Origin of the sequence: Candidatus Contubernalis alkalaceticus, from assembly GCF_022558445.1 — a bacterium.
Taxonomy (GTDB): domain Bacteria; phylum Bacillota; class Dethiobacteria; order SKNC01; family SKNC01; genus Contubernalis; species Contubernalis alkaliaceticus.
This window is the reverse complement of record NZ_CP054699.1, coordinates 801020-819590: the sequence shown is the minus strand read 5'-3', so window position 1 is coordinate 819590 and position 18571 is coordinate 801020. Positions and strand designations below refer to the sequence as shown.

Sequence of the window (18571 nt, the reverse complement as noted above, 5' to 3'; positions counted from 1 at the left end):
CGATTAGGAGAGACGATGGTTCAAATACTGGGTTCCGGCAAAGTCTATGAAAAACTTAAACAGGAATTATCCAAGTACCAGATTGAGATAATAGAGGATAGTAATCTGGTACTGGTGGAAAGAGGGTATGTCATACCGGCCGGAAAACTTGCTGTTGTTTTTGATGCCATCGATTATATGGATGTTATTCAACTTTTGGTATCCAGCGTCCAAAAAGGCTTGCATTATCCAAATACTGTTACAGGGTTCAACGATAATAAGTTCGCCGTTATCGAATACAAGGATATATCATATCTCGAAGCAGGCCCGGATGGCATCATGGCATACACTGCGACGAATCATTACAGGATGAAAGAAACACTACAGTATTATGAGAGCATATGGGCAGAAAAGGGGTTCATACGTGTCAACAAGTCGCAATTGGTGAATCTGCTGCACGTAAAAGAAATCATCCCCTGGTTCAACTCGCGATACGTACTGAGAATGTATAACAATGTGGAACTGGAAGTGTCTAAAATGTACTCAAAAAAACTCAGAAGTACGTTGAAAATATAGGAGGACGATGATGGAAAAGGTTCATTTGGAAAACATCATAAAGTCATTTTTTCTGGGTATCTTTATCGGCGTTATCCTGCAGTTCAATGCCAATGTCACCGTATCGACTTCCTACAGATTAATGCTGATCTTGGCCACCGGAGGGATTGGATTTGTTATCGGTTTCATCACAGAATGGCTGACATCGATAATCTCCATCAAACTGGCAAATCCCCGGAATTATTTCTTCATAAACAATGTCATCGCTTTATCCGTCACAGCACTAATTGTGTTCTTATACATGGTGGTGACAGGCAGTGAAACGGAGAGCAAAGTAGAATTCATACCTGCATTGTTCATCATACTGGGCATTGTCTGTGCAGCGAACATCGTGGACTATATCATGTATCGTCGGGCACAGAACAGGCTGGGGTTAATCAAGGGACTGCTAAAGGAAAAAGAACAAATTGATTGAACCTCCCCCACCTACACTTTCAGTTTAGAGGTAGGGGCTTTTAGAAGAATGACAATTTTTGTATAATTTCTTCTTTAAACTCCACTTTATATGGATTAGGTGAAGCTCAGCCATTACTGCCTTGTGACGTACCATATATAAAGAATGTGAAAGTTCATACGATTATTCTCTGATTCGCTGCTCCACCATATTCCCAAATAAATAGAAATTCACATGAGTTACACCTGGAAATTCATCTTCTGGCATAAAATTTCCATTTATCAAAAAGGAGTAACCCAGACCTTTATATAACCCAGAACCACCATCATCTTGAGTCTGTGTACCTATTGCAAAAATAGGTTTTTCAAAGTGAAGACAAACCTGTCTATAATCAATTACAGCAATTGTACTCCATATTAGAAGCGAAAACACAAATATAATAATTCCCATTTGTTTCTTTGATTTAATACTATCCCTCCTAACCTTTATCGTCCGGTGAGGGAAGATATTGTTCAGTTAAAAAATTGATAATACAAATAATTATCACGAATCATTGTTTGAAAGAATTTCTTCTCGGACACTGCTAATTCCAAAATGTCTAACACCTAACGCCTAGCACCTTGGGTTAGATCCTCGTCCACCTGGACTCCATAAAGGGCGGGGCGCCTTCACTAAACTTGATCTTTGCCGTCCACAGGTAAGTTTTTGGCCACTGGCGGAAGAGCTTGCCGGCGTTAAACAAGAACTTCAAGAAAAGGGTCCTGGGGCGTGGCTCCCACCCGCCGCTGGGGTTAAGGGTTACCTCCACCTCTTCACCACTGCGGCTAACCTCATAAGTACCTCTCACCACCCCTGCAGACTCATCCCCGCTAAGGACGAATTCGCCGCTAAGGGAAGTATTATCTGTGATGTGGGTAATTTCTGGAAAGGGTGGGTGAAACTCGGCTGCAAAGCTATGGCTTTTACGGCTTGAACTAATGCGGGCAAAGGATGGACAGTTTTGTTGCTCTAAAAGCTCATAAAGAGTGTCATTGGGCCCGTAAAGCTTGTTTCCTTCCCCTCTAAGTGGCTCAAGCGCCTGTGACTGTGCCGGGCACCAGTCCACCAGAAACGTATCGGCACTATAACGCATGAAATACACGCGAGAACCATTAAGTGGGAATGGGAAGGTATCTGCTTTATGAGTGCGGCCGTTAATGCTGATAGTTACATCAGTATTGGCCCGGCGGACAAAATCAAACTTAAACATCAGATAGAACGGTAGAGACGAAGGATTAGCCGAGGAGCTTCCCACAGGCGCCAATAGCGAAAAGGGTTTGGTTGGCTTCTGGCTTTTTTCCACAATTTCAACTTCCACCTTGCGGCCAGCTTTGTCCTCAAAGGCGAAGACCACATCAACGCCGCCTGTAGTTACGCTAAACCAGGCATTGGTCATGGGACTTATAGTGGTATCAGCCAACCCCTTTGCTGCTACGTCTATTTTATCCTCTTTGGTTAGGCCAGGTTGCTGATACACATCGATATAGCCGTCCTTGCGCCAGGCTATAATTCTTAAGCCTGTGCCGTAGGAAGCATCATCAAACCACTGCGGCTCAAAGCCAATGTAGATTTCGTCCGGATCTTTCTCAAAGTTGATGAGGAACAATCGTTCCATGGGACTTATGTCTAATGTAAAAGGAGAATACATGTGAAACCCTCCAGTCGTGGTAGAATAGTCATCCCCCTAGCAGCCTGTGGGAGTACTTTAGTGCTTTTAAAGTTGTGAGAACTGACAGCAAAAAGGAGCTGTTATACTTCCAACAGCTCAAACCCTGTTTCCGGGTCCACTTTTCTGCAGGCAGAACTGCCCGTCAATTCCAGTATTACAGCCTCTCCTATTTGCCATACTTCCACTCCCTGTCGGGTACAGCCCGTTACGGTATCCCTCTCCCTACCAAAAGCGGAATGCAGGTGCAGTTTAAGTTTACCCTCTTGATTCGCAAACAATGTACCGGTTCCCAGTGCCTCGCTGACATCTTTCAGCATTGTAAGCATGGGTACAGGTTTTGCTTCTTTTCCATCTTTCGGCCCCACCACTACTCTGCTGCCCTTTTCAGCTCCTCCCAAAAAGAATACCAGCGCCCCTTTTATTCCCTGATTTTCGGCAAACTCCTCAATAATATCAGGTATTTTGTCACCATGTTCCAACCGCAGTATAAATATCCTTCCCAATTCAGCTTCAGTATAATTCATAATTTCTCCTCTAAATTTATATTCTAATTGTTCATAATTATCCAACCGCTCATCCTAGAGCCTGTGACTATTAATCAGCCAGTTACCAGCAAAAGCATCTCATACTGCTTTTTGGTAAAGTTCATTAAAATATACCGTTTCCACCCTCCGTTGGCATTTATATTGTGTTTCTGCTATGTTGAGCTCAAACCCTCTAATTTCGTGAAAGCTATGGTATTTTCCATTGCATAAACAACAAGGCTGTGCATAGCCCGGGTCACAGCCACATAGAGGAGCTTTGCATCCAATTCATTTTTGTGATACTTAGCTTCTATGGTGACTATCAGCACCCCGTCAAACTCCAGGCCTTTAGCTGCATAGGAGGGCACAATCATTACACCGGCCTGGTAGCTGTCTTCATCGCCGGTAAGGAGGGTAAGCCCAGCAAGGCCTTGTTTTTCCAAAAGCTTTTTTATCTTTTTACACTCCTGTAATGTTTTCCCGATTATGGCAACGGAAGAACATCCTTCCCGGCGCAATGCATTTATCTTATCAATGGCCGCCGTTGCCAGTTCATTTGTTTTCATATAAGTCTTAACTTCCGGTTCACTACCATGCCTCACCACCGGCTCCGCCAAAACCATGTCGGTTCCCATACCTTGCTGTAATATCTGATTGGTCAGTTCCATAATCTCAATGGTTGTCCGATAACTCTGCCGCAGGGTCAGGCATGTCGCCTGGCCAAAAAAATTTGCTCTTCTACATCCTGCCAGCTATAAACCCCACGATAAGCATAAATCCCCTGGGATAAATCACCCAAGATAGTAAAGTTCTCTGTGTCCAACACGTGCTTTAATACATAAAATTGAAACAGGCTGAAATCCTGTGCTTCGTCAATTACTACATACCTGCATGTCACCTTATCCCTAAACCCCTCCAGCTTAGACTTCAAGTAAAGAAGTGCCGCCAGGTCTTCCGGCTCCAGCTTCTTTTCCTTAAGATATGTTTCCGACGCCTTACACAAGTAACGCACTTTCTCACTGTCAAGAACCTCCGGCGAATATGATTGAAGCATATCTGGATCAGTGATTAGTTTTTTATAACACGACAGGGTATCACTCTTTTTAAACTTTTTGATATAGCTGGCCGCCAGATTTCTGGCAGCTTTTTCGATGCGTACTAAAATTTCATCCCGCTTAGACATTAAGGATACAGCCTTTTGCCGGGCCTCATCCTCGTCCTCCGCTGAAAATCTGGCTGTTTTAATTTTTTGCTCATAGTCATCAGATACAGATTTAATGAATTCCTTTTTCTTATGCCTTATTCGGAAAGATAATTTCTTTTTTATCTGCTCCAACCTTTTATAAATGGGAAGGTAAGCATACTCATAAATGAAATTATCTTCTACTTCTTGTGCTGTCATTAGAGGGAATACATCCAACAGGACATCCTCCTGCGGCAGCATTTCCCGCTGAATTTGAACCAGGTAATTGTCAATAAGCTTTCGAAAAGTCATTGAACCTTTAAAGAACGAAGCCCATTCAATCAATTCCCTTTGCTTTTCCGACTGTTTTTGGTCATCCATCAAAATGGTTAACTTTTCTTCCTGTCTAGTCAATTTGCTTTTTATATTAAGCAAATCAAAACAAAACTCCGCAAAAGTAGTCTGTCTTGCCTCTTCCACGCTAAGCTCCGGCAGTACATCTGAAATATAATTTAAAAAAACTTTGTTGGGCGCGATAATCATAAAATTTTCAGGTTTAAAGGTTTTTTCATAGGTATAGATTAAATACGCTATTCTATGTAAGGCTATGGTGGTTTTACCACTACCGGCCACCCCCTGTACAATCAGAGGTTTTTCCAGGTTCGCCCGGATTATCTTATTTTGCTCCGACTGAATAGTGGCCACAATATCTTTGAGACGGTGATCTGCGCTGCCCCGAAGAGTCTCCTGCAGCATTTCATCACTGGTGGTTATTTCCACATCAAAAAAGTCACTCAACTAGAAAAGTGCCGCGCCAAGAACTATAAACAGCCAGGGCCAGTTTAAATAAAGCACAAAAAAGGAGACCAGAAAAGGGGAAATAATCCCTGCCACCATTCCAAAGGATTCAAAAGCGGCGGTGGCTAAGGATGCACGGTGTTTTGTCCCGATAAGCACGGCTAACGTATATCCGGCGGTAACATAAAGGCCACTGCTTACTCCCAGTAAAAATGTAAACAAGGCAATAATGAAAAAGCTGCGGGAAAAAGCTACCGCCAGAAATGAGACAGCCATAGCCAGGCTCCCAATAATTATTGTCTTGGTGCAGCCCCATTTATCCGCCATTACTCCGGAAGGATAGCGGGCTAATGCGTATCCAAAAAACACAAGGGTTACCAAAAAACCTACGGCTGCGTTATCAATGCCAAGTGCTTCCCTTAACGTAAGCGCCCAATAAGTCGGTGTATGGTAACTTCCCTAGTAATATGAGACAATTCTCTAAATTAGAATTTGTAGAGTTTTTCGACCAGGTCGAAAAACTCCAAAAGGAGGTTTAGAGTTGAACACCAGGGAAGTTACTAGAAAGTACCGGCTGAATCAATGGACTCAAATTATCCGCGAATGTCGCAGCAGTGGACAAACCGTCAAGGTATGGTGCGCTGACCATGACATCAACCCAAAAACTTACTACTATTGGTTGCGGAAAGTACGTGAGGCGGCATGCGAAGCCATCCCATCTCTTGAAGAAAATAGTTCAATCGTACCAGTAAACATTCCAGCAAATGCAGACGGTCCAGTTTCAGAGTCGACTTCACAAATTATTCTGCGGTTTGGTTCTGTTACATTGGAGCTTCGCAACAATGCATCCACGACGTTAATCGAAAATACCTTAAGGGCACTACAAAATGTTCGGTGATATCTCCAAAGCCGAGAAAATATATATTGCTTGTGGTTATACTGACATGAGAAAGGCAATTGATGGACTTGCTGCTATCGTCCAACAAAACTTTCAGTTAAATCCCTTTCAGAACAGTTTGTTTCTCTTCTGTGGCCGGCGCCGCGATCGAATCAAAGCACTCTACTGGGAAGAAGATGGATTCGTGCTCCTGTACAAGCGATTAGAAAACGGAAAGTTCCAGTGGCCAATGAACGCCGAAGCAGTTCGTTCTATTACAAATCAGGAGCTTCGGTGGCTCTTGGAGGGACTTTCCATTGACCAACCAAAGGCCGTAAAAAAAGTTAAGATAGAGGGTGGTTTTTAACTAAAAAAAGTGCTAAGAATGCCCATAAACACTGGCTTTCTGGACGTTTTTATGCTATACTAAATATAGTAAAAATACCAAAGGAAACCATCATTTATGAGCGCATCCGAGCAGTTGTTAGAAAAATTAGAAAACCGTATATCCCAACTGGAGCAGGAAAACAAAAAGCTCCACGATACAGTCGAGTATCTGACACGTAAACTTTTCGGGAAAAGCTCTGAGAAGACATCGTCCCTACCCACGGGACAGATGTCTCTTTTTGATGAGGCAGAAATAGAAGCGAATCCGAAGGCCCCAGAACCTGACCTTAAGGAAGTGCAGGGTTATCGAAGAAAGAAATTTAAGGGACAGCGAATGGAGCTATTGAAAGATATCCCTCGCGATAAACGCCTCTGCACTCTTGCTGAAGAAGATCGCTTCTGTGAAGAATGTGACACCACTCTTTTATCAGTTGGTGAAGAATTTATCCGCACCGAAGTTGAGTATATTCCTGCCAAAGTCAGGGTCATTGATTATTACCGTGAAACCTTCGAGTGCCGAACCTGTCGTAAAGATGGAAAACCATACATGGAGAAGTCGCCGATGCCTTATCCGGTAATTCAGCATTCCATGGCGTCTCCATCTACAGTGGCTTGGGTTATGCATCAGAAATTCGTCAATGCCCTTCCCCTTTATCGGCAGGAAAAGGAATGGAAGACACTTGGTGTGAACCTAAGCCGCGCTACCATGTCCAATTGGATTCTGGCTGCATCCCGTGACTGGTTGCGTCCTTTGGTGGAGCTGATGCACCAAAAGCTGATGCAGGAGCATTATATACATGCAGATGAAACGCCCGTGCAAGTAATGAACGAAGTGGGGCGCAAGAACACAACAGATTCCTACATGTGGTTATACAGTTCTGGCCAGCATGCCAAACACCCCATCCGGATCTTCGAGTATCAACCGGGAAGGAGCGGCAAGTACCCGCAGGAGTTCCTGAAAGACTATGAAGGGTATCTCCACTCGGATGCATACTCTGGGTACAAAAAGATTCCAGGAATCATAAGATGCCTGTGCTGGGCACATGTCAGAAGGAAGTTTGTCGATGCACTTCCCAAAGATGCCCATCGACCTGAAGCTACCTTTTCAAGCCAAGGCATTGCCTACTGCAACAAACTTTTTGAGATTGAAAAAAATCTCGAGAAGCTACCAAGTGAACAGCGCAAAGTAGAGCGTCTGAAGCAGGAAAAGCCTGTTTTGGAGGCCTTTTGGGCGTGGATTTATTCCACAAAGAAAAAGGTGCTTCCCAAATCCAAATTGAGCGAAGCCTTGAACTATGCCCTAAACCATAAGAAGGAGCTAACGAATTATCTTAAGGATGGTAGCTGCTCTATTTCCAACAACCTGGCAGAAAACAGTATCCGTCCCTTCACTATTGGACGAAAGAACTGGCTTTTCAGCGGAAGCCCTAAAGGAGCTGCAGCAAGTGCAGCCGTTTACAGTATCATTGAAAGTGCCAAGGCTAATGGCCTAAATCCATACAAATACCTATATTTCATCTTTAGCGAGCTTCCAGGCGTACAGTTTGGGCAACATCCAGAGTTCCTTGAAGATTATCTTCCATGGAGTCAGGATGTCCAGGAAAACTGCAAGTAAAGAAAAAGAGGCAAAAACTTAGTTTACACTAGTTTTTGCTTTTTTTATATCCACTGACTTATTAGACGCTTACCCCTTAACGGCAAAATAAGAGGCGGGTATATAGATTTGGTTAAGGCCTGAAAGAAAAAAATCAGCGCATTTATAGTAAAGGCAAAGCCCGCTGTTTTTTGATACATTTTCTATCCTCTTTTCTCAAAAATGCCTTTTCACTATAACATAAAAGTAAACTCTCCTCAAGTAACTTGACCGGTGATACGCACTCTTTTGGGCTCGCCCCTTCCAAAAATAACCGATCTCAGCCCTGGCCTACTCCCATCTAATTCTTCCCATAGTTCATCCCATACTGGTTATAATTTCTTTAATATTCTCTTTTTCTGATAGGAGGCATTGAACATTTAAACATAGAATTGATATTCACTAATTTTTGTGATACACTTATTTACGTGGAGGTGATTTTAGGTGAATAATCAAAATATAACTCTATCTATCCCAAAAAACGTGCTGAAAAAAATAAAACATATCGCTGTAGAGAAAAACACATCTGTTTCTAAGCTGTTAACTGAACAACTGATACTGATTGCTGCCAAAGAAGATGATTATCAAAAAGCTAAAGCTGCACAACTACATCTATTAAAAGAAGGTTTTGACATGGGAATAGAAAATAAAACTGACTGGAAAAGAGATGAATTATATGACCGCTGAAGGTAAGGAATTTGTAGATACTAATATATTTGTCTATGCATACAATAATGCCAATAAAATAAAACAAGCCGCCGCAACAAACCTGTTAATTCATCTTTGGGAGTCCCGTAACGGATGCTTAAGTATCCAGGTTATGCAGGAGTTTTACGTAACTGTTGTTCAAAAAATTGCAAATCCATTGTCATTTGAAACAGCATCTCAAATAATCGCTGATTTAAGTAACTGGAATCATCATATACCAGAAACTAACGACGTTTTAGAAGCTATTAAAATACAAAAAAGAAACCAGATATCCTTTTGGGACGCGATGATAGTAAATAGTGCTAAAAAAATGAACTGCAAAATTATTTGGACAGAAGATTTGAATCATAACCAGATATATGAAGAGATAAAAGTAATAAGTCCGTTTAGTGAGTAAACATCCTCCGAACAATACCGGAGGCTTCTCTTTTTATCATTTAAGCGAGAAAACCCCTTCCTCTAAGCAATAGCGGAGGTAGGAGTCTTCTCGCTTAAATGATAATATTTAAAAAAACCAGCAGGCATTATAATTTTAATTCCTTGATATTCATTTAAATTTAACAGATCATTATCACCCTTTATAACATATGTTGAGACGTAATGCAAACTTTTGTTTGCTTTAATAATGTTACATCTTAAAAATATTTACCAGCCATTCATTTCTTAATTTAACTTAAGTAACATTAAATAATCATTTTCTTTCTCTGCAATAACCTCAAAGCCAAGATTCTTGTACATTTTTACAGCATAGTTATCCTTTGCTACACTCAAAGATGTCTGCTTATACCCATGTTCTTTTAGCTTGTTTATCATCTTTGTCATTAAATCAGTTCCAATACCTTTTTTTCTATACTCCTTAAGTAAAGATATGGCAAATTCTGGTGTTTGATCATCTATATTCCCATAGCCTTTTGTCTTTCCGGCTAATATTCTAGTCCACACAGCACCAATAATTTTACCGTCTACATCTACAACGAGGCACAAATCATCAAGTTTTCCCCAATGTTCTATGTAAACACTGATTTCAGGTTGTTTGATTACATCTTTTGGTAAAATATTATTCTCATCCGGTTGAAAAATAGCCTCATACAGCATCTCTTCAAGTATGGATAACTCATGAGGCTCTATTTCTCTTATTAGATATTTGCTCATCCTATCCTCCGTAAGCAAGAAGAATATAAAGCAAACAAACTATCAACTCATCCGAAGTAATACCACTAAGGGGAATTTCTTTCAAAAAAATCCCAACGGACAGTATGGAAAAAGAGATACCGATGATTGTGTAAGCCCAGAACGGAAAAGACTCGTGACCAATTCCGACAAACCATAAGGGAATATGCCAGAAGGACCAAATCAGTCCCAAAACTATACTGGAAAACAGAGCACTCATTTTAGTTTGAAGCCAGGGCAGTGCAAAACCCCTCCAACCCAGTTGCTCTCCGGTAGCCCCGGTTAGAATAAGCATTAATAACAGCGGTAACACTAACGTCGGATTTGCAAATACTTCTGTAGTCGGAAAGACACCGTATAATACTCTATAGATGCCAAGGGTAATAACGCTTAATAAAACGGGTGATAAAGTAACCAGATACCATAGGGGGCTTACTTTCCATTTATCCCAGCCCAGAATCAGGTGTTTTATACCCTCTCTCCTTCTAACGATTAAGCCCATTACTAAAAATGCTGCAATATTCGGCGTCCAGGATCCAAGAATAATGAATGGTTCTAAGGGTATGTAAAAACGTATTAATCCGTAGTTCTGCACCACCCCAATCGACATAAGCAACCAGGCGAGAATAAAGCTAAGAATGAAGAAATACACCAAGGGTTTATCCCCATCAATTTTAGTTTTCAATTTGCGGGCCAGACCCTTTTGGGTATTCTTTTCCTCATAATATTTTTGCCATTTCTTTTAGTATTTTTTCCAAATCAGTCAAGTTATTTTGCAGCACTTTATACACTATATCTAAATCTATTTCCAGATAATCATGAACAAGAATATTGCGAAAACCAATTATTCTAATATATATGTCTGTTAGCTCTTTATTCAAGTACCCATGCTGATTTAACAATTTTGGCACATCACTGTAAAATTCAACTTTACCGAGATTTTCATATGAAATAATATGGGTACCTATGTCCAGAATTGCTTCTATACTTAGATGTAAAAATCTCTCTGAACTGCCATATACCATTGGATTTTGCTTGAATTCATCTATATTACAATTATCTTTTATTTTGAATAGGAAATCCAAATATTCTTTAGCTTTTTCAATTCGTCTTAACAGTACCTCCCGGTTAACCATTTAATAATCTCTCCTTCATGTAATATCTTTGAATATTAAGCAAATGACGAAAATCCTGAAATTCTCTAAAGACTTTGGAATAATATAACGATGAGTTAAAATTATCTTTTTTGTATATTATTTTATTATGCTTTACTACCTCGAAGCGGGTTAAGACACATGCCTTATTTAGAATAATTAAATCAACATTACAAAACTTGTGATTGGCCAAATCAGTTAAAATATCCAGTTTAATATCTATAATATAGTTATCCTCTAACAATATCCCTAAATCCAGATCACTAAATCTATTTTCTAAACTTTCTGCAAAGGAACCAAAGAGATATGCTGCTTTTATTTGGTGATATTCTTTTAAAATCTTCTTCAATAAATTTAGCTCTTCTTTAGATAACATAATATTCCACCTTTAGGATAAATGGAGCTTCAAAGTTCACCAATTATTAGGGCTTTACCTTTTTGGTATAATTATTACTATACTATGAAAAAAACAATCATTAGTTATGATAATTATACTTGTCAATGGTAATAATTACAAGAGTGCTCTACCCAACTTTCTTTTAATGCTCTGCTTCGCCGCTGCGAGGGGTCTTTCCCATAGACCCTCCCTTTAGCGTAAGCTCATCAATTGGGATTTCAGGGTTAGGCCCCTTTTGATTCACAGCACCTTATATTGTCATAGGATGTTATTTTTTTGCTCTATTGTGAATTTAAATAGTTTTCGATATCTTTATCTACTTCTGCCATCAAATCACTGTAAATTTTTCCATCATCATTACTGAGTATATCACTTACTTTCTGAGGTACATAAGGAAACTCAGGAACTTTTATATAATAATGATTTTCATATATGTATAAATTATCTTCTTTTTTAAATCCAATTTCACATATACTACTTCCCTCGGATACAGTATTACCATTTGTGTCTACCCATGTAGAGATAACCCAAGCGAATACAGTTACGCTTGAAGAAGTTTCTAACGTATCAATAATTCTATATCTTCCAGTAAAAAAGTTTCCCCTAAGACCCATTGAAGGTTTAATCTCCCATAAATAATAATCCATAGCTTCTTCTAAAGTTTTTCCACCATTTATCTTTAAATTTTCTTTTGTATGTAGTGAATTTTCAGGTGTGTTTATGCTATGTCTAAGACACGACGCCATTTGACCAGCACCCCCATCAAAATAGCAGCTGTGGCTCTAATAAGGTAAGGCACTACCATATTATCGGCTTGCAATCTCTGATTGGCTTCCATGAGTTTAATATTAGCAGAAGCCATCAATTGCAATAACAACACCCCTAATAGGAATACTGCTATATAAGCACCAATTTTCTTAAAAGTAGAGTAGTGATGTTTCAAGTTTTCACCCCCCACATTACAATTATAATCTGCAGCTTCCGTACAAAAACTAACTTATCTAATCTCCAAACGTCATATTATAAAGATAATATGTCTCAATTAATTTAGATAATTCTGCTCCATAAAAAGCCAATGGCCCAAATACAAAAAAAAGTTCAATTGGATAAAATATCAAAGTGTTGTTGATGTAATCCCCCTTGATTACCTATTACTTTCAAAAAAATCCCAAAGGACAATAATATTACAAAAGTATTCGTTAATGAAAATGTTCAGTTTTTAAAAATCTCTCCAGTAAGAAATCTTTTAAATCTTGAGAAATCTTTACAGTGGTTACTGTATCAATACTCCAAGGCAACAGAAAACGATTTTCCTGCTGGAATAATATCTCATTGCCTTTTAACTCCAGCAGCACTGATCCACTCTCTAATCGCCTCACCGCTACCATCAATGCTTTATTGTCTTCAGAAGGAAAATCCATATCGTACAGCATTTTAGAAACCTCTATATCACCAATTTTCATATTTTTATTATAATTATTTGGTTTTCCTCTGCTGAATTCTTCCAGTATAAAGTTAACCTCATCTATATCAGCTGACTCAAAAACAGACCAGCCTCCATTATCACGCACGTAATACTCTACCTGCATCGGATGTTTATATCTTTCCACAGGTAATGGCAAAACCTCATTCTCTTTCAGTGCAGGTCTATCTTCATTACAGCCCGCTAAGCAAACAGCTAACAGTAAAGTAAAGCATAGCACTGTTAAAACTATCACTCCTGTTCTTTTTAACATTATTTATCTTTAGTGTGAGTGAGTATTACAAGCTATAAACCCACACTAATCTAACCTCCTTTCAAGCAATGCCCGGAGATTCAGGCTCTTACCTTATTGCAATTTGCAGAATCTCCTAATTGGGTAGCAATCCCCAGTCCCCCACCAATTTAATGTGTTAAAGCGTTATCCGGAAATGTTCCACAATATTAAAACACTAACTTCACGTTTGTTAAAAAAGATAAAACAATTTTAGCTCCGAACTCTTCACTGATTCCAAGTGAATAATTAATAGATAATTATTCTAATTACATCTTATTTCTGCAAACTTGCCGTAATCCCTGTGCAGTAAATTGTCTAGTTTTGTCATTTATTGCCCGAAGATCCGGCCCCTGTCTTCGGTATTTTCAGAATCGCCAACAAAGGGCTATTAAAACAATTTCTTGAAATTGACAAGGGGAAATAGTCGGAAACTTTCGGGCACCAGTTATATGATTAGTAGAAGGTGTTTCCAGGGAGAAACACCTTCCAGCAGGATAAAGCTTTAAAATGTGTGATATACTTATTGGCATTTCTACTCAATCACCCATGATTTTTTATCCTTATTAATAGGTAGTTCATTGGTTCTTGATAATTTCCGAGGCCCAAATATCATTACAATAATCAAGGTATATAGTGCAAAAACAAATACTAGCAATGGAGTTGCTATAGGATCAATCATACTTACCCCAAAATTTAAAAAGAGGTGAAATAAACTGGCGATCAGCATACTGCCTCTGGTATTGTGCAGGCCCAGGTAACCAGTATGGAAAAAGAGATACCGATGATCGTGTAAGCCCAGAACGGAAAAGACTCGTGACCAATTCCGGCAAACCATAAGGGAATATGCCAGAAGGACCAGATCAGTCCCAAAACTATACTGGAAAGCAGAGCACTCATTTTAGTTTGAAGCCAGGGCAGTGCAAAACCCCTCCAACCCAGTTGCTCTCCGGTAGCCCCGGTTAGAATAAGCATTAATAACAGCGGTAACACTAACGTCGGATTTGCAAATACTTCTGTAGTTGGAAAGACACCGTATAATACTCTATAGATGCCAAGGGTGGTTACGCTTAATAAAACGGGTGATAAAGTAACCAGATACCATAGGGGGCTTACTTTCCATTTAGCCCAGCCCAGAATCAGGTGTTTTATACCCTCTCTCCTTCTAACAATTAAGCCCATTACTAAAAATGCTGCAATATTCGGCGTCCAGGATCCAAGAATAATGAATGGTTCTAAGGGTATGTAAAAACGTATTAATCCGTAGTTCTGCACCACCCCAATCGACATAAGCAACCAAGCGAGAATAAAGCTAAGAATGAAGAAATACACCAAGGGTTTATCCCCATCAATTTTAGTTTTCAATTCGCTCGCTCCTCCTACTATACCTTTTTGATTTAAGTCTTATTAAAAAGAGTCTAGCGTGTACACTAGCATGATTACCTGCCATCTTCTGGTCCCGGGCATGTGCTACTTGCCAAGAAGCTTCACTGCAAAGGTAATATATTCATCAACAAACATTGTAAACTTCATAAGCCATCTCTCTAATCAGTTGGCTTTCCGTATCACTATCTATTACTGCTAACGGGTGCTTTTCCATCTGCTTTCGAATATCTTCCCCGGCTACATGAGTGTAAACCTGGGTCGTAGAAATATCCGCATGTCCGGCGATTTCCTGCAAACAGCGGATATCCACACCCTCTTTTAAGAGTAATGTTAGTGAAGTATGCCGAAGCTTGTGGACGCTCAAACCGGGACGGTAAACCCCTGTTTTTTCTGCCATGTCTCGAAAATTTTGCTGGATTCCTCTTTTGGAAATAGGTTTTCCATGGGTGCTTAAAAACAAATAATCTGTTTCTACCTTGGGACGCCTGACATCGAGGTAGCCCTGTAGCGACCGGCAGGTATCCCCTGTTAAAGGCACTATTCTTTCCTTATTTCCCTTTCCTAGAAAGCGTACGGTTTTTTCCTTTAAGTTAAGATCTGATAATTTCATCATCTTTAGTTCCAACAGACGGCAGCCGCTCTGTAAAAACAATAGAAACATAGCATAATCCCTCTCTGGAAAAAGACTTACCTGTTTAATTCCTTTTAAAAATGTTTTACATTCCTCCAGGCTTAAAATCTGTGGAAGCTTGCGGCAGGTTTTAATAGTTGCCAGCTGAATTGCCGGATTATAATCTATCCCATAAATTCTCTCCCGGCAAATAAAGTTGTAAAGAGATTTTATAGTGGATACTTTTCTTTTAACAGTTACCGGTGCATTACCCCTTTCCTTCTTCAGATAAACAAGAAACTGCCTCAAATGCTGTACTGTAATGTCTTCGGCATTCAATGGCAGGTCATTTTGCTTAAGAAAAGATAGGAACAAACCCAGGTCAACCGCATACCCTTCAATAGTATTGGGACTTGAGCCCCGCTCCACTTCTAAGTAATTTAAGAAATCCTCAATGCAATATCCGATCAACATACCTTTTCACCCCTGGAATATTATAACATATGTTGAAACTAAATGCAAACATTTGTTTGTCGCAATAATGTCATAATTTAAAATTTAAAAATATTCACCAGTGATGTATTCTTGATATTATTGCATGCATCAGAGGCAGGTTTGTTGCCTTCATTTCATCAAAAAGTGAATTGCCTGCTTCAAAAAAAGAACTTATTAATGCATAATATTTGACATGATGCATAAAATATAGTATCATTGCATTATATTGAGGTGATGCAATGAGTCAGCATTATAATCAGAACTATACGAGAAAACAGATTTGTTCTGTTTTGGATACTATAAAAGATTGTGTTAGAGAAAATAGATATAGTATTTCAAAAAATCAAAACAGGCAGGAAAATATAGATTTTAAAAATGTAAGCGTAAAATAATCCCCACCTTAATTAAGGCAGGGTATTTAAACTACCTATTTTTTAACCGGCAACTATCAGGTAAAGTATCAGACCATGGTAACAGTTGATCCAGAATATTCTGTTTTTCAATATCTATGTTAGGCAGTTTCTCAAACAAATAGTTCAAGTAATTAAAGGGATTTAATCCATTTTCCTTGGCCGTTTCAACGACACTGTAGATAGTAGCACTGGACTTAGCCCCCCGGGGGGTATTAGCAAATAAGAAGTTTTTTCTTCCGATTACAAAAGGCTTGATGGAGCGCTCAGCACGATTATTATCAATATCCAGGCGACCATCCAGCATAAAAGCTTCAAGCTTATCCCACTGGTTTAGGCAGTAATTAATAGCTTGACCGAAAGAGCTTTTTGGGAGCACCTGCGGTTTTTGTTGATTAAGCCATGCTAAAAAAGCATCCAGCACAGGACGGCTGCGCTCCAGGCGTTTTTCATAACGTTCATCAAAGGTTTTTTCGCTTAAATCACGTTCAATAGCAAATAGGCGGTTGCAAAAGTCCAGGCCTTTCTTTGCTGCTACTTCAGCATTTTTTTTGGACTTAGGCAGAGCCTTAAGCGTCTCATCAAATTTCCGTCTTGCGTGGCTCAAACAACCGACTAGGGTAACGTCCGATAAACCGTTGTAGCCAGCGTAGCCATCAACCTGCAGATAACCTTTGAAACCGGAAAGGAACTTGTGGGGATGGACCTTGGCCCGTGTCTCTTGGTAGTCATAGAGGACGATGGACGGCCCTTCCCGACCGGTTCGATACAACCACATGTATGAAGTTGATTCTGCTGGCCGTTCCGGTTCCTTTAGCACCTGCAAGGTGGTTTCGTCTGCTTGTAGCACTTCATGATTTAGTAGGTGAGTGTGCATACGGTCGTATAGAAGTTTTAACCACTTATCAGCTCCGTAGACCACCCAGTTGGCCAGGGTCTGACGGGATAATTCAATTCCCAGGTACTTAAACTGCTGTTCCTGCCGATAAAGAGGCATGCTATTTAAATACTTTTGGCTCATAACGTAGGCCATGAACGACGGGGAAACCAGGCTCCCCTTTAGCACAGGGTTAGGCATTGGAGCAGTTACTATAGGACTGTTGTTTGTCTCATTTTTTTCACAGTTTCGGCAGGAATAGACATAGCGCACATGCTTTACTACCTTTACCTGAGCGGGAATGATTTTAAGCTCCTGCCTGACCTCCGTGCTCATCTCGTGCAAAGGATGACCACAAGAGCAGATTTGCTCTTCTTCTGGCAGGCGGTACTCTACCGTCTCCACGGGCAGATCTTTTAACATGGCCTCACGGTGGCCCTTCTTTTTCTTACGTCGTTGGTAAGTAATGGTTTCAATTGTAGGCTCAGCCAGAAGGGGCTGTGCTTCTACCTCTGCTTCATCAAAAAGCTGCATTTGATCTGGATTGGTCTTTTCACTGGATGATCCGAATTGCCGCTGTTTGTTGAGCCGAAATTGTTCTAAAAACCAGTTTACCTTGGCATTAAGCTCGGCATTTTCTTTTTCCAGTTCTTCGCAGCGTTTTTGATAGTAATCTATAGAATTGGCGGTATTTTTAGGTTTTGTTTTCATATATTATTAATTCGACTAATATAAGGCTAATTCCTCCTAAAAACAGTGGTTTTTTGTGAAATTGCTATGTTTTATATGACCGTACGAGCTGTTACTGCCGAATGAGCCTGTTGCTGATCTAAGGACAGACCATCCAGTAACCAGCGCAGCTGACGGCAGCTGATTTTTATCGGCTTAAAGCTGGGCTGTTCCGGCCATTGGAATTTGCCTCGCTCCAAACGTCGATAATATAGCCAAAAACCATTGTGTTCCCAATGAAGAATCTTTAGCTTATCTCTCTTTCTGTTGCAAAATACAAATAAACAGGGGGAGAAGGGGTCCAGTTCAAAGCCTTCTTTTACCAGAACTGCCAATCCGTCGATCGCCTTTCTCAAATCCGTGCTTCCGCAGGCCAGGTATACCCGTTCTACGGTATTTTCGTTCAGCATATGTCTGCTAATGTCATTACCAGGTCTGAGAGTAGCTGTTTGTCAAATCCTGGTTTTACTTCTATGGCTGCTTTGCCTATTCTTACTAGCATGGCGTTCCCAGGGTTGGAACCTAAACTGTCTATTTCTATTGACATCCATTGTGCTGGAGCAGCAGAGTTTTCTATGTTTTTATATTTGCGAAGCCAGTAGCGTAACTGATGAAGTTTAATATCATGTGTAGCGCACCATTCTGTGGTGCTCTGCCCACTGACTCTAAAAGCCGATACCCGTGCTTCCCACATTTTTCTCAGTTCTTCTTTTGTCATAAATGCAAATCCTCCTCACTTGGTTTACTTGAGGAAAATTATCGCATATTTTATGGAAGATTACT

Annotated in this window: 23 protein-coding genes and 1 pseudogene; 7 read left to right on the top strand and 17 right to left on the bottom strand. The window is 40.1% G+C overall.

What is annotated here, in order from left to right; all coding sequences use genetic code 11:
• The first annotated feature begins 15 nt into the window (after nt 1–15).
• A complete protein-coding gene (locus HUE98_RS03965; RefSeq protein ID WP_241422572.1) occupies nt 16–555 on the top strand; it encodes a LytTR family DNA-binding domain-containing protein in 540 nt (179 codons plus the stop codon).
• A 10-nt stretch (nt 556–565) separates the two neighbouring features.
• Nucleotides 566–1009 carry a hypothetical protein gene (locus tag HUE98_RS03960; protein ID WP_241422571.1) on the top strand — a complete coding sequence of 148 codons (444 nt, stop codon included), beginning with the start codon at nt 566–568 and terminating at the stop codon, nt 1007–1009.
• 604 nt (nt 1010–1613) lie between these two features.
• On the opposite strand, the gene HUE98_RS03955 is transcribed toward HUE98_RS03960, so the two are convergent.
• The 5 genes and pseudogenes from HUE98_RS03955 to HUE98_RS03935 form a co-directional block, all read right to left on the bottom strand.
• Nucleotides 1614–2675, bottom strand: a complete 1062-nt coding sequence (locus HUE98_RS03955) for a hypothetical protein (protein WP_241422570.1) — start codon at nt 2673–2675, stop codon at nt 1614–1616.
• A gap of 101 nt (nt 2676–2776) precedes the next feature.
• The gene (locus HUE98_RS03950) at nt 2777–3220 is read right to left on the bottom strand and encodes a PPC domain-containing DNA-binding protein (RefSeq protein WP_241422569.1); all 444 of its coding nucleotides are present in this window, start codon (nt 3218–3220) and stop codon (nt 2777–2779) included.
• Nucleotides 3221–3393: 173 nt separating this feature from the next.
• Nucleotides 3394–3888 (bottom strand): ATP-binding domain-containing protein, encoded by a 495-nt coding sequence (locus tag HUE98_RS03945; protein WP_241422568.1) that lies wholly within the window; start codon nt 3886–3888, stop codon nt 3394–3396.
• Between the two features lie 35 nt (nt 3889–3923).
• Complete coding sequence (locus HUE98_RS03940) at nt 3924–5201, bottom strand: HelD family protein (RefSeq protein ID WP_241422567.1); 1278 nt, start codon at nt 5199–5201, stop codon at nt 3924–3926.
• A pseudogene (locus HUE98_RS03935) lies at nt 5202–5633 on the bottom strand (MFS transporter); the annotation flags it as partial. It abuts the gene before it with no gap.
• 109 nt (nt 5634–5742) lie between these two features.
• Between HUE98_RS03935 and tnpA (HUE98_RS03930) the strand changes: the two are divergent.
• The 5 genes from tnpA (HUE98_RS03930) to HUE98_RS03910 all read left to right on the top strand — a co-directional run bounded on the left by tnpA (HUE98_RS03930) (nt 5743) and on the right by HUE98_RS03910 (nt 9203).
• Nucleotides 5743–6099 carry an IS66 family insertion sequence element accessory protein TnpA gene (gene tnpA, locus HUE98_RS03930; RefSeq protein WP_241420423.1) on the top strand — a complete coding sequence of 119 codons (357 nt, stop codon included), beginning with the start codon at nt 5743–5745 and terminating at the stop codon, nt 6097–6099.
• On the top strand, nt 6089–6445 hold the full coding sequence (tnpB, locus tag HUE98_RS03925; protein WP_241420424.1) for an IS66 family insertion sequence element accessory protein TnpB: 357 nt from the start codon (nt 6089–6091) through the stop codon (nt 6443–6445). The genes tnpA (HUE98_RS03930) and tnpB (HUE98_RS03925) overlap by 11 nt, the downstream gene beginning before the upstream one ends.
• A gap of 96 nt (nt 6446–6541) precedes the next feature.
• The gene (gene tnpC, locus HUE98_RS03920; protein ID WP_241420425.1) at nt 6542–8080 is read left to right on the top strand and encodes an IS66 family transposase; all 1539 of its coding nucleotides are present in this window, start codon (nt 6542–6544) and stop codon (nt 8078–8080) included.
• A 462-nt stretch (nt 8081–8542) separates the two neighbouring features.
• On the top strand, nt 8543–8785 hold the full coding sequence (locus HUE98_RS03915) for a CopG family transcriptional regulator (protein WP_241422566.1): 243 nt from the start codon (nt 8543–8545) through the stop codon (nt 8783–8785).
• Nucleotides 8775–9203: a PIN domain-containing protein gene (locus HUE98_RS03910; protein WP_241422565.1), complete on the top strand. Its 429-nt coding sequence runs from the start codon at nt 8775–8777 to the stop codon at nt 9201–9203. The genes HUE98_RS03915 and HUE98_RS03910 overlap by 11 nt, the downstream gene beginning before the upstream one ends.
• 266 nt (nt 9204–9469) lie before the next feature.
• Here the strand turns inward: HUE98_RS03910 and HUE98_RS03905 are convergent, their stop codons facing one another.
• From HUE98_RS03905 to tnpA (HUE98_RS03850), 12 genes are all read right to left on the bottom strand, one after another.
• Entirely contained in the window at nt 9470–9958 is a 489-nt protein-coding gene (locus HUE98_RS03905; RefSeq protein WP_241422564.1) for a GNAT family N-acetyltransferase, read from the bottom strand.
• Between the two features lies 1 nt (nt 9959).
• On the bottom strand, nt 9960–10661 hold the full coding sequence (locus HUE98_RS03900) for a CPBP family glutamic-type intramembrane protease (protein ID WP_241422563.1): 702 nt from the start codon (nt 10659–10661) through the stop codon (nt 9960–9962).
• Between the two features lie 34 nt (nt 10662–10695).
• Entirely contained in the window at nt 10696–11112 is a 417-nt protein-coding gene (hepT, locus tag HUE98_RS03895; RefSeq protein ID WP_241422562.1) for a type VII toxin-antitoxin system HepT family RNase toxin, read from the bottom strand.
• Nucleotides 11105–11506 (bottom strand): type VII toxin-antitoxin system MntA family adenylyltransferase antitoxin, encoded by a 402-nt coding sequence (gene mntA / locus HUE98_RS03890; RefSeq protein ID WP_241422561.1) that lies wholly within the window; start codon nt 11504–11506, stop codon nt 11105–11107. Before mntA ends, hepT begins: the two co-directional genes overlap by 8 nt.
• 302 nt (nt 11507–11808) lie before the next feature.
• Complete coding sequence (locus HUE98_RS03885; protein WP_241422560.1) at nt 11809–12273, bottom strand: hypothetical protein; 465 nt, start codon at nt 12271–12273, stop codon at nt 11809–11811.
• Nucleotides 12246–12470 (bottom strand): hypothetical protein, encoded by a 225-nt coding sequence (locus HUE98_RS03880; protein ID WP_241422559.1) that lies wholly within the window; start codon nt 12468–12470, stop codon nt 12246–12248. Before HUE98_RS03880 ends, HUE98_RS03885 begins: the two co-directional genes overlap by 28 nt.
• A 256-nt stretch (nt 12471–12726) precedes the next feature.
• On the bottom strand, nt 12727–13263 hold the full coding sequence (locus HUE98_RS03875) for a hypothetical protein (protein ID WP_241422558.1): 537 nt from the start codon (nt 13261–13263) through the stop codon (nt 12727–12729).
• Nucleotides 13264–14004: 741 nt separating this feature from the next.
• Nucleotides 14005–14646, bottom strand: a complete 642-nt coding sequence (locus tag HUE98_RS03870; protein ID WP_241422557.1) for a CPBP family glutamic-type intramembrane protease — start codon at nt 14644–14646, stop codon at nt 14005–14007.
• Nucleotides 14647–14791: 145 nt separating this feature from the next.
• Nucleotides 14792–15751: a tyrosine-type recombinase/integrase gene (locus HUE98_RS03865; RefSeq protein ID WP_241422556.1), complete on the bottom strand. Its 960-nt coding sequence runs from the start codon at nt 15749–15751 to the stop codon at nt 14792–14794.
• 444 nt (nt 15752–16195) lie between these two features.
• Nucleotides 16196–17770, bottom strand: a complete 1575-nt coding sequence (tnpC, locus tag HUE98_RS03860; RefSeq protein WP_241420449.1) for an IS66 family transposase — start codon at nt 17768–17770, stop codon at nt 16196–16198.
• 71 nt (nt 17771–17841) lie between these two features.
• Complete coding sequence (gene tnpB / locus HUE98_RS03855) at nt 17842–18198, bottom strand: IS66 family insertion sequence element accessory protein TnpB (RefSeq protein ID WP_241420450.1); 357 nt, start codon at nt 18196–18198, stop codon at nt 17842–17844.
• On the bottom strand, nt 18192–18506 hold the full coding sequence (tnpA, locus tag HUE98_RS03850; RefSeq protein WP_241420451.1) for an IS66 family insertion sequence element accessory protein TnpA: 315 nt from the start codon (nt 18504–18506) through the stop codon (nt 18192–18194). The genes tnpB (HUE98_RS03855) and tnpA (HUE98_RS03850) overlap by 7 nt, the downstream gene beginning before the upstream one ends.
• Nucleotides 18507–18571 lie beyond the last annotated feature (65 nt).